Annotated in this window: 7 protein-coding genes; 2 read left to right on the forward strand and 5 right to left on the reverse strand. The window is 73.8% G+C overall.

Features of this window, described 5'->3' with window-relative positions; translation table 11 throughout:
- The 4 genes from ACLU3S_RS32435 to ACLU3S_RS32450 form a co-directional block, all read right to left on the reverse strand.
- Positions 1 to 1,925, reverse strand: a 1,925-nt coding sequence (locus ACLU3S_RS32435) for an ATP-binding cassette domain-containing protein (RefSeq protein ID WP_413955555.1), incomplete at its 3' end; no start/stop codon positions are given.
- A 163-nt stretch (positions 1,926 to 2,088) separates the two neighbouring features.
- On the reverse strand, positions 2,089 to 2,847 hold the full coding sequence (locus ACLU3S_RS32440; RefSeq protein ID WP_413955556.1) for an NUDIX hydrolase: 759 nt from the start codon (positions 2,845 to 2,847) through the stop codon (positions 2,089 to 2,091).
- Positions 2,848 to 2,998: 151 nt separating this feature from the next.
- Positions 2,999 to 5,101, reverse strand: coding sequence for a glycogen debranching N-terminal domain-containing protein (locus tag ACLU3S_RS32445; RefSeq protein WP_413955557.1), 2,103 nt, complete (start codon positions 5,099 to 5,101; stop codon positions 2,999 to 3,001).
- A gap of 527 nt (positions 5,102 to 5,628) precedes the next feature.
- A complete protein-coding gene (locus ACLU3S_RS32450; protein WP_413955558.1) occupies positions 5,629 to 7,200 on the reverse strand; it encodes a DUF4192 family protein in 1,572 nt (523 codons plus the stop codon).
- Positions 7,201 to 7,343: 143 nt separating this feature from the next.
- On the opposite strand from ACLU3S_RS32450, the gene ACLU3S_RS32455 reads away from it, so the two are divergent.
- Together ACLU3S_RS32455 and ACLU3S_RS32460 are read left to right on the forward strand one after the other, a co-directional pair.
- Complete coding sequence (locus ACLU3S_RS32455) at positions 7,344 to 9,509, forward strand: RecQ family ATP-dependent DNA helicase (RefSeq protein WP_413955559.1); 2,166 nt, start codon at positions 7,344 to 7,346, stop codon at positions 9,507 to 9,509.
- 295 nt (positions 9,510 to 9,804) lie between these two features.
- Entirely contained in the window at positions 9,805 to 10,425 is a 621-nt protein-coding gene (locus ACLU3S_RS32460; protein ID WP_413955560.1) for a hypothetical protein, read from the forward strand.
- A 312-nt stretch (positions 10,426 to 10,737) separates the two neighbouring features.
- Here ACLU3S_RS32460 and ACLU3S_RS32465 read toward each other — a convergent pair.
- A partial coding sequence (locus tag ACLU3S_RS32465; RefSeq protein WP_413955561.1) for a hypothetical protein occupies positions 10,738 to 11,158 on the reverse strand: 421 nt, incomplete at its 5' end.

The following is an 11,158-nucleotide window of genomic DNA, read 5'->3' on the forward strand; positions in this document are numbered from 1 at the left end:
GAGCGGCTGGCGGGGATGCCCACCAGTGTGCGGACGCTGCCGGGCCGCGACTCCGCGACCGCCCTGGGGCGACCGGCGTCGGCCACGGTGGTCGCTGCCGCCGCCGGACCGCCCTCGGCGCGAGCGAGCGCCTCGACGGGCGCGGCCGAGGAGTTCTCACCGGCGGACCCGACGAGACCTTCCGCCCGCGCCATGTCATCGGCTTCCGCGTCCGCGCCGCTCGACGCCGAGGCGCGGGCGGTGTCCTTGCGGTCCGGCACGGTCCCGTGGCCGGGTGTCGTCCCGTGCGACGAGTGCTCGCCGGCGTCCACCTGCCCGCGCTCCCACGCCGAGTGAACCGGCGAGGCCCGCTCTTCGTCGGCCGGGGCAAGCCTCGACGCATCCTGCCCCGGCTCCCCCGAGGACCGGTCCGCCGCGGCTTCCGCCCGCTCGTCGGACAGGATTGCTGCCGGGGCTGTGTGCTCCGCCGGCGCGGGTTCCGCCGCTGCGCCGTCCGGCACCTCGGAGGGGAAGGGCGACGTGGCAGCGGCCTGGTCCTTCGACAAGGACTCGGACGCCTCACCAACGCCCTGTTCCGGCGACGGTACAGCGGACAGCCCAGCGCTTCGCTCAGCCGTGGACCAGTCGCCGCGGGCGGGGAGGTGTCGCGCCGCGGACGACTCGAGGCCCGAGCTGTTCGGCTCCGACGTCGACCGCCTCAGCACGAGGGTGCTCGAATCCGTCGCCGGCGGCGCGGGCGCCGTGTCTTCCCGTTGCGTGCCGCCCGCTCCGCCATAGCGTCGTTCGGCCGTCGGCGGGCCGAGCGCGGCGGTGACCGGTTCCGACGCCGAGAAGCCGAACACGGCCCGTCCCCGCTCCACCGGGGGGCGGTCCCCGGCCGGCTCCGGCTGCTCCGGCGGGGCAGTCGGCACTGGCCTTTTCCGCTCCCCCGGCCTGGTGTCGGGCACGGTCTGCTGCGCATCCGCCGGCGGTGCGTCCGGCACGGCCGGCTCCCGCTCGGGCGCCGCACTCTCCGCATCCGTGACGCCGTCGCGCCCGGCGCCGGCGCCCGCACCCATGTCGCCCACCTCGTCGGCGAGTTGGTGGATCAGGATGCCGTGCCGGAAAGCCGTGTCGCCGACGTCGGCGGTCGTACTGCCGTAGACCGAGAGGCGGTTGCCGCCCTCCCGTACGACCTCGACGGAGCGGCGGTTGGTGCGCGCCTCCTTGGCGAGGAGGGCCGCGAGGCGTGCGGCGTGGGGGCTGCGCACGGCCACACGCGGACGCAGCCGGTTACGGGCGAAGTCCCTCGCCGCCTGGTCGGCCACCATTCTGCCGCCGTCGAGGGTGACGACGCGGTCGGCCGTGCGCGCCGCCTCCTTGGGGTCGGCCGTGGTCATCAGTACCGTGCCGCCCTGCTCGGCGTGGGCCCGCAGCATGCTGTGCAGCCAGTTCGCCTCGCGGGCGGAAAGGCCCTCGGCGGGCTCGTCCAGGACGAGGGTGTGCGGGTCGGGCAGCAGGGCGCACGCCAGCCCGAGCCGGCGGTCCATGCCGCGCGAGAGCGTGCCGAGGCGCTCCTCACGGAAGCTGACGAGGCCGACCACTTCGAGGACCTCGTCGGCGCGGCGCGCGGGGACTCCCGAGGCCGCGCAGAGCATGCGCAGGTGGCCGCGCACCGAGCGGGCGGGGTGGCCCGGTACGTCGCCGAGGAGCACGCCGACCTCCCACGACGGATGGGCGATCCGGTGCAGGGGACGCCCCTTGAAGTACGTGATGCCGCGGCCCTGTTGCAGTTCGAGCATGAGTCTGAGCGCCGTCGTCTTGCCCGCACCGGCGGCCCCCAGGAGCGTGGTGACCTGGCCGGCGGGCGCTTCGAAGGAAACGTCGTCGACGGCGGGCGGCCGCGCCTTGCGGGAGTTGCTGGTCAGTCCGAAGGCCTGGATCACCTGCAGCAAGATAGCGTGCGATGTCCGTTTTTTTCGTGTATGGGGGGAATCCGATGTCGAGTCCCGCGCCTCCTGACCGGTCCTGTCCACCATTCGACGCAACGGAGACTGGGCCCGGCGCGGTCGGCCCCAGTCGCTCCGGCGGGGGCCGCCGCCGGGTCGGTCAGACTTCCGGGCGCAGCATCGGGGGGTTGAGCAGCGTGGCGCCGCCTGCGCGGAAGAGCTGGGCGGGACGGCCGCCCTGGCGAGTGGTCGTGCCTCCCGTCGGGACGAGGAAGCCGGGGGTCCCGGTGACCTTGCGGTGGAAGTTGCGCGGGTCGAGGGCCACACCCCACACCGCCTCGTACACCCGGCGCAGCTCTCCGACGGTGAACTCGGGCGGGCAGAACGCGGTGGCCAGCGACGAGTACTCGATCTTGGACCTGGCCCGCTCGACTCCGTCGGCGAGGATCTGGGCGTGATCGAAGGCGAGCGGTGCGAGGGGCTCGCCGTCCCGGCCGTAACCGCCGTGCTGGAGCAGTTCCTCGACCGGCGCCCAGCGGGCGTTGCTGGCGTCGCCTCCCGCGCGCGGGGCGGGCAGGTCGGGGGCCAGCGCGAGGTGCGCGACGCTGACCACGCGCATCCGCGGGTCCCGCTTGGGGTCGCCGTAGGTGGCGAGCTGCTCCAGGTGGGCGCCGTTGTCCTGGGCTGGCACCGAGGGATCGTGTACGCAGAGCCCGGTCTCCTCGGCCAGCTCGCGCGCCGCCGCCTGGGACAGGTCCTCGTCTGCCCGTACGAATCCGCCGGGCAGCGCCCACCGCCCCTGGAAGGGGGGCTCGCCCCTGCGCACCGCCAGCGCGCACAGGGCATGGCGGCGAACGGTCAGCACGACGAGGTCCACGGTGACGGCGAAGGGCGGAAAGGCTGACGGGTCGTAGGGCATGCCGCGATCATAGTCGTCTGCCTGACGATAAACACTCCCTTGGCGGGTCGCACCGGTGGCGGTTCTGCATCGCCCCGCCGGTGGTTCCGCTTCGTCGCGCAATGAGGCGCGGGCTCGGCTCCCGTACGTCGTCCTGGCACGTCGTACGGCGTCACGTTCCCAGTTGCAGGCCGTCCGCCACCTCCTCCACCATCGCCAGTCCCAGCCGGCTGACCCGTACGGCGAAGGGTGCGCCGGCGACGCGCAGCCCGGTCAGGCCGAGTGCGCCCAGCGGAGCGCCGCGGACGGGGCGCAGGACGACCGTGCGCGCGGGGGCGTCGGGGCGGATTCCCACCACGGCGGTGAGCATCAGGACCGCGGAAGCCGCGGCGGTGGCCGCCGGCCGGCAGGCCGCGGGATGCGGAGAGGGAGCGCTGCCCGCAGAACGCTGTTCGCCGGCGAACATCTCGGGCAAGCGCTGACCGAAGTGTTCCGCCGCTTCCAGCAGTCCTCTCAACAGCCCGGAGGCCTCCTTCTCGAATCCTGCGGCGGCCAGTCCGGCGACGGCGAGCGCGGTCTCGTGGACCCGCACGGCGCCGGTCCGGTGACCGAACGGGTTGTAGCCCGGCTCCTCGGCGCCGAGCCCGCGCAGTCCCCAGCCCGTGTCCATGGCAGGGCTGCCCAGCAGCCGGGCGAGCTGTCCGGTCTGCGCCTCGTCGAGCAGGCCGGGAGCCGGCCGACCGGAGCCGAGCAGACCGGTGTCCAGGAGGTGGACGACAGCGGAACCCATCTGCGGCAGGGGCCTGCCGTTCGGCGCCAGGGCCGCGGCCGGGCGTCCCCCGGCGCCCTCCTCGACCCAGAAGTCGGCCCGGAAGGCGGCTCGCAGGGTCCGGGCCCACTGCCGCAGGTCGGTGGCGCCTGGCCTGTCGTAGGCGTCGAGAAGGTCGGCGCCGAGCAGAGCCGCGCGATACGCGTGGGCCTGTGTCTCACAGCGGATGGGGCCCCCGGGCTGTGGGTCCGTGAGGTACGGGCCGTCACCGACGGCGGTCCGCAACCAGGCCAGGCAACGCTCGGCCGCGGGCAGCAGTTCGATCGTCTGCTGCTCCGGAAGCCCCCAGCGGCGCGCCTCGGCGAGCAGGGCGGGGAAGAGCAGCGTGGCCTCCGTTCCCGTACAGCCCGGCGGGAGGAACGGCCCGGCGTCTCGTCGTGGCCCGGGGATCAAGCCGGATTGGGGAGCTGGGCCGGGAAGCTGGGTGCGGGCGAGGGCACGTAGCGTGCCGGCCGCGAGACGGGTGCCGAGAGGCAGGGTCATGCGGGCTGCGGCCAGGGCTTCGGCCGGCGCCATCCCGCAGCGCCAGGGAGCGCCCGCCGCGAGACAGGCGTCGGAAGGGTGCGCCGGGTCGCGCAGGAGGAGTGCCTGGAGGTCGGCGACGGCTGCCTGCAGTATCGGTCCCACACGGGGGTCGTCGCCCGCCGCCCGGGCCGGGGCGAGCGGGCTGGTCCCGACATGTCCCGCGGCCCGCGGCGGAGCGGCTCCATCGAGGCGTACCCGCAGCTCCACGCCTGCCGTGCCACCCGGTGGCAGATCCAGTTCCCAGCGCAGCAGTCCGGCGGACGCGAGGGCGTCGCGGGGCGGAGGCTCGCTGGTGACGCTTACGGCGGCACCGGCCGAGGCCCAGCGCAGCCCCGAACCGTGGACGCTGGGAGGGACTTCGGGCATTGCCCTGCCGGAGGCGATGGCGCCGAGTTCCGCGAGGTCCGTGCCGAGGGCGACCTCGAGGGGCAGGCGCAACGGACGCAGGGCGGTGTTCCGCAGCGTGATCCGCTCGGTGCCGTCGGCGTGTCGGGTCCGCTCGACCACGACATCCGGGTCGGGCCCGGCCGCGGGTGAGGCCCGCAGGGCGGCCACGAAGCGGGCGCTGTCCGCTCCGGTCATCCTGGCCTGCACCGCAACCGGCTCGCGTCCGGCCACTCGGACCTGGCACCGCGAGAGCAGTCGCCTGCCGCCTCGGTAGAACCCGTCCAGCCCCCGGCCGTCCAGTTGTCCCAGCTGACCGGAGATGACGAGGCCGGGCAGGGCGACGCAGATCAGCGCCGTGTGCGTGGACGGCAACTCGGGCGCCTCACGGGCGCCCCGGGCCGTGCGTGGTGGCGAGGCGGTGGCCGGTCGGCGATGGCGGTTCCCGGCCTGGGACGACGGCCTGGCATGAGGTGCCGAAGTGTTCGGAGAGGGATCCCGCGGGAGATCCCAGGGCGGCGGAGGTGGTGCGCCCATAGTTTGCGCCGCGATGGTGCGGGCCCCGTCCATCGGGAGCGGCTCGCTTGCGCTTCGGGGCGGACGCGCTTCGTCGGCAGAGGGCGGAGTCGGCTGCTGGTGCATGCGGTGGCTTCTTCTGCGCTCGGTGCGCCTCGGACGTGCTGGGCGACCGGTGAGGTGCCCGGGCGGACAGTGGTCGTGCGGCGGCAGGGCCAGTCCAGGCGTTCCGCCACTCAGGTGAACGGACACGGACTCGCCCGGGTCACGGCCCACCTCGCAGAAGCCGACCGAATGGCGGTGTGGCGGGAGGCACATGTTGTCCTGCGGGCCGTTGCTCGGTCGGGGCTCGGAAGCGACTGGCGGCCCGCCCCCGGGCCGGTGCTCGCAAGCGGCTGACGGCCCGCCCCGGGGCCGGCGATCCGCAGAGTCCGGCCATCCGTTCCCGTTGGGGTCCACCCGGGTCCTCAGCCCGCCGGGACCCCTCCTGTCCGGGAGGGGCGGTGATGGCCTGGTCGGGTGCCGGCCCGTGGCTCCCGGCAAGGGGATCATCCCTCCCCCTCCGGCTCGCGGCGCGCCCCCTCCGGCGAAGCAGCCCTGCCCGTGGCTTGGCCGGCGCCTGCGGCACGTGCGGTGTCCTGGCGTCGGCTGACGGGTCGCGCGGATTCGGCGGCCGACGTCCGGGGCGGGGCTCCGGCCGGCCTGCGTCGGCCGCCCGCCGCACGTGGCGCGCGCACTCCGTCACCGACCGCTGCGGATCGCACCCGGCGGCGTCGGCGAGCGCCAGTATTCGGACTCGATGCACCGCACTGATCCACCGACCGCGTGCCCGGTGCCGGGGCCGCGGTTTGCGTACGGCCGGTGCGCGCCGGTTCGTCCGCCGGCTCCGGCTCCGCGGAATCCGCAGGCCGGGGGCTCTTCCCGTTCTCCGCCGGTGTGCGTCCCGCGCGTTCCGCGCGCAGGCAGCGGCGGATCGACTCCGGGTCCAGGCCCTCGTTGCACGCCTGGTGCAGCAGACGCGCGAAGAGGTAGTCGGGATCCGCGCCGAGCGCCATGGCCAACGCCTCGCGGGCTTCCACTTCGTCGCCCGCGGACCAGGCGACCCATCCGGCCAGTGTCAGCGGAGCGGCGGCGTGCTCTCCGTAGGGCCCGACGCAGCGGCGGGCCAGGGCCCGCCAGAGCCGCAGGGCCGGGCCCGCCTCGTCCCCTTCCATCCATGCGGCCGCCCGGTCGCGGGTCGTGCGGTCCTGGAGCCCGAGGATCAGCGTGGCCGCCTCGTCGTGTCCGAGCAGGTCGTCGTCGCGCAGGTCCGCCGGATGCGTGCCGGACACCGGGGCCGCCGCGGCGAAGCGGCGGATGATCCGCTCCGCGAGGGCGAGGGTCTCCTCGGCCACCTCCGCTCGGGTCGCCTCGTCGAGGATGCGGGGCACCAGATTCCGGCCGGCCGTGTCCAGGGCGATCTCCTGATCCAGCGCCGCGGAGGTCTCCCAGGGTTGCAGCCGGGCGTGCAACTCCTTGAGGGTGCCCCGGACTTTGATGCCGGCGTAGGTGGCCGCCGCGGCCAGGACGGAGGTGCCGGGAATGCCCATCGGGGAGCCGTCCTCCGGACAACAGCCCTCGACCGGGCAGCAGTAGGACCAGAAACGGCCGTCCGAGATGCACAGTGCCTCGATGACCGGCACCTCGAGGTCGCCGCACTCGGTGCGCAGCGCATGGGCGAGCGGGGCCAGCCGTCGTTTGACGTCACGGCCCGTCTCTCCAGGGGCGGGCTCCTGGCAGACGTAGGCCACCATCTGTTCGGGCCGGGCACCGCGTCGTTCACTGCCGGTGATCAGCCCATGGACCAGTTGCCGCGCGGCCGGCTTCCAGTCCTCCCGGTTGGCGGGGATGCCGAGCCGGGCCCGGCCGCCGAACCTGCCCTTGCCGTCGCGGTCGTGCAGGGCGACCAGGACCATGCTGTCCTCCGGTCGGTAGCCCAGCAGGTAGGGCAGGGCATCGGCCAGTTCGGCCGGTGTGCGCAGAGTGACCTGCGTGGCGTGTACGGAGGGCCCGGTCAGAGACTCCTGGCCCGGGATGTCGCTGCTTTCGGACGGTCCGGTCGTTTCGCTGTGATTCGTCATGCGCCGACGATCTCGCGGATCTTGAAGTTCCGCTTGTACCTGTGGATAAGTCGAATCAGGGACACGACAAGACTGTTTCGAGTTGTCCACAGCCCTGGCCCGGGCCCGCCCGGTTGTCGGTCCCGTCCTGTTGTATGGAACGCATGGAGCACACGAGCAACGCGGATCTCCGGGCGCAGGCCGACGCCGTCCTCGCCCGGCTCGTCGGGGATGCCACGGGCGCGGCCCGGCTGCGGGAGGACCAGTGGCGGGCGATCGAGGCACTGGTCGCCGAGCGGCGCCGGGCCCTGGTCGTGCAGCGCACGGGTTGGGGCAAGTCCGCGGTGTACTTCGTGGCGACCTCCCTGCTGCGGGCCGCAGGAAGCGGGCCGACGGTGATCGTCTCGCCCCTGCTCGCGCTCATGCGCAACCAGGTGGAGGCGGCGGCCCGGGCCGGCATCCACGCCCGGACCATCAACTCGGCGAACACCGAGGAGTGGGAGACCGTCCAGGCCGAGATCGCCGCCGGCGAGGTCGACGTGCTGCTGGTCAGCCCCGAGCGGCTGAACAACCCCGACTTCCGCGACCAGGTCCTGCCCAAGCTGGCTGCGGCGACCGGTCTGCTGGTCGTGGACGAGGCGCACTGCATCTCCGACTGGGGCCACGACTTCCGTCCGGACTACCGGCGGCTGCGCACCATGCTCGGCGATCTCCCGCCGGGCGTTCCGGTACTGGCCACCACTGCCACGGCCAACGCTCGTGTGACCGCCGACGTCGCCGACCAGCTCGGCACCGGAGGGACATCGGACGCCCTGGTGCTGCGCGGGCCCCTGGACCGGGAGAGCCTGAGCCTGGGTGTGCTGCGGCTCCCGGACGCGGCGCACCGGATGGCCTGGCTGGCCGACCATCTCGACGAGCTGCCGGGCTCCGGCATCGTCTACACGCTCACCGTCGCCGCCGCCGAAGAGGTGACCGCCTTTCTGCGACAGCACGGCCACGCCGTCGCCTCGTACACGGGCAGGACGGAGAATGCCGAACGGCAGCAGGCCGAGGACGATCTGCTGGCCAACCGGGTCAAGGCGCTGATCGCCACGTCCGCGCTCGGCATGGGCTTCGACAAGCCCGACCTGGGTTTCGTCGTCCATCTCGGCTCGCCCTCCTCCCCCATCGCCTACTACCAGCAAGTGGGCCGGGCCGGCCGAGGCGTCGAGCACGCCGAGGTGCTGCTGCTGCCGGGCAGGGAGGACGAGGCGATCTGGGAGTACTTCGCGTCGCTCGCGTTTCCCGCCGAGGACCTCGTCCGGCGCACGCTGGACGTCCTCGCCCGCGCGGAGGGACCGATGTCGCTGCCCGCCCTGGAACCCCTGGTCGAGCTGCGCCGCTCACGCCTGGAGACCATGCTGAAGGTCCTCGACGTGGACGGAGCAGTGCGCCGGGTCAAGGGCGGCTGGACCGCGACCGGGCAGCCGTGGTCCTACGACGCCGAGCGCTACGACTGGGTGGCCCGTCAGCGCGCGGCCGAACAGCAGGCGATGCGCGACTATGTGACCACCGACGGGTGCCGGATGGAGTTCCTGCAACGCCAGCTGGACGACGAGGGCGCCAAGCCCTGTGGCCGCTGCGACAACTGCGCCGGACCGCGCTTCACCGCCGGCACCTCCACGGCGGCACTGGACGCGGCACGCAGCGACCTGGGCCGTGCCGGGGTCGAGGTGGAGCCCCGTCGTATGTGGCCGACCGGGCTGCCCGCGATCGGCATCGATCTCAAGGGGCGCATCCCCGCCGGTGAGCAGGCGTCACCGGGGCGGGCTCTCGGCCGCCTCTCGGACATCGGCTGGGGCAATCGGCTCCGTCCGCTGCTCGCGCCGCAGACGCCGGACGCTCCCGTACCGGACGACGTGGCGCGCGCCGTGGTCGATGTGCTGGCCGACTGGGCCCGGGGACCCGGCGGCTGGGCGACCGGTGCGGCCGAGGCCCAGCCCCGGCCGGTGGGCGTGGTCACCGTGGCCTCGCGCACCCGGCCCCGGTTGATCCGCTCCCTGGGCGCGCGGATCGCCGAGATCGGGCGGCTGCCGCTGCTCGGATCCGTGGCGTACGCCGATGACGTGCCACGGGTGCCGCGCAGCAACAGCGCTCAGCGGCTGAAGGCCCTCGACGGTGCGTTGACGGTGCCGTCCGACCTGGCCTTGGCACTGGCCGAGGCGCATGGCCCGGTGCTGCTGGTCGACGACTTCACGGAGACGGGCTGGACGCTCGCGGTCGCGACGCGGCTGCTTCGCCGCTCCGGTGCACGAGGGGTGTTGCCGCTCGTGCTCGCCGTCCAGGGCTGACGCCCCCGGCCGGGCCGCACGCGACAGCTCCAGGGGACCTTGGCCGGGCAGTCCGGGACCCTGGCGGGGCGCCCCAGGCGTCGCCGGCCGGCTCTGTGGGTAGGGATATAAGCCACGCACCATCCGATAACCGGCGGTGACCCCAATTGCTCGTTGCCGCATCCAAGTTCGACAGGAAGAATTGAGATCCGCTCCCCGCACTGCTCGTTCGTGTTCCGGTTGGGCTTTGCTGCGGTGCGCGCTCCCCCGAATCCGACCTCGCCCGCAGTGTGGGCGCGTAGCCGAAGGGAGGAACGTGACCTTCGGATTCGCCTCGTCCTCGGCGGCCTCGTTCTCGACGTCCACGGCCACGGCCCCCGCCAGCCGTCTGCTTGAGCCGGCGGAATGGGCTGCCGCCGGGATTCCCCTGCTGCGCAACCCCCGTGAGGTCGTCAGCGGGCTGCACGCCCGTCATCATCCGAAGCCGTCCACAGCGGTCGTGGCCGTCCTCGATCCCGACGAGCGGCTGCGCGCCAGCGCCTCGTTCACGCGCCGTCCGGCACCCGCGGACGGCTGGATGTTCCGCAACGCGCTGCTCTCCCAGCTGCGCCGGGTCATCCCGCACGACCTGCGCCGCCGCACTCCGGTGCGCACCGCCGTCCTGCTCTACTGCCGGGAAGGCGACGCGCGTTGGACGGAGGAGGACGGCGCCTGGATGTGGGGGCTGCGCGACGCCTGCACGCTGCACGGCTTGCGATGCGGGGCGTACATCACGCTGACCCAGGACGGCTGGCAGGTGCTCGGCGAGGGCCGCGGCGGACGTCGTCCCAACGCCCATTCCGCGCCGGAGCCCTTCGCCACGGCGGAGTCCCCGCCCCTCGCGCCCCGCACCGGCGGACCGGTCTCCGAGGTCCTGCGCCGCGCGGCGGCCCGCTGAAGAAGACCGAAGAACACCGCAGCGCCTCGGGGATCGGCATGCGTCCGCCGCTCGAGGCGCGGGTTGTCCTCGGCATGTCCCGGCGACGGCCAACGGCACAGCGACCGCCTTGCAGACGCCTGCGCAACGGCACTGCGGGCACCTGAGCAACGGCCGCGCCGCGCCCGGTCCCACCACCGATGCGCCGGCCTCGAATCGTCCGGGTGAGCCGTTCCAGAGCGCGACGCCCGCTGATGCCGAACACCGCACCGTACGGATGCCGCCGGGAGGACTCCTACGCCCTCACCCCGGGGCTCCCGAGGCGCCGGACGCTCAGACGCCGGCGCCCAGCACCGCGTTGATCTGCTGCGGGTCGCCGCAGACGATCAGCAGGGCACCGGCCCGGGAGTGGGCCAGCGGAAGGGCGGTAGCGGCCGCGGAGGCGGGACCTCCGTTGAGGGCCACGACGACCACCGGACGGGACGCGGCACGGGAGGCGACGGCGGCGTCCGCGTAGAAGACGTCGTCACCTGAGTCGTGCTGCGCCCAGTAGGAGGCTTCCCCGAAGGACAGTTCGTGCTCGGCCCAGGGATGCTGGGCACCGGTGGTGATCACAAGCACGTCACCGGGAGCGCGACCCGAGTCCAACAGGAGGTCGACCGCCTCCTCTGCGGCGTCGAGCGCACCCTCGGGCGAGGCCGGGATCAGTTGGATCTGTGGGTTCGCCGTGGCGGCGGGAGCAGCCGGGCCGGAC

The organism is Streptomyces sp. AF1A (assembly GCF_047340315.1).
Taxonomy (GTDB): domain Bacteria; phylum Actinomycetota; class Actinomycetes; order Streptomycetales; family Streptomycetaceae; genus Streptomyces.

Coding starts and splice junctions, on each gene's coding strand:
- ACLU3S_RS32440 (WP_413955556.1), bottom strand. CDS start 2,847: ATGCCCTACGACCCGTCAGCCTTTCCGCCCTTCGCCGTCACCGTGGAC.
- ACLU3S_RS32445 (WP_413955557.1), bottom strand. CDS start 5,101: ATGGGCGCACCACCTCCGCCGCCCTGGGATCTCCCGCGGGATCCCTCT.
- ACLU3S_RS32450 (WP_413955558.1), bottom strand. CDS start 7,200: ATGACGAATCACAGCGAAACGACCGGACCGTCCGAAAGCAGCGACATC.
- ACLU3S_RS32455 (WP_413955559.1), top strand. CDS start 7,344: ATGGAGCACACGAGCAACGCGGATCTCCGGGCGCAGGCCGACGCCGTC.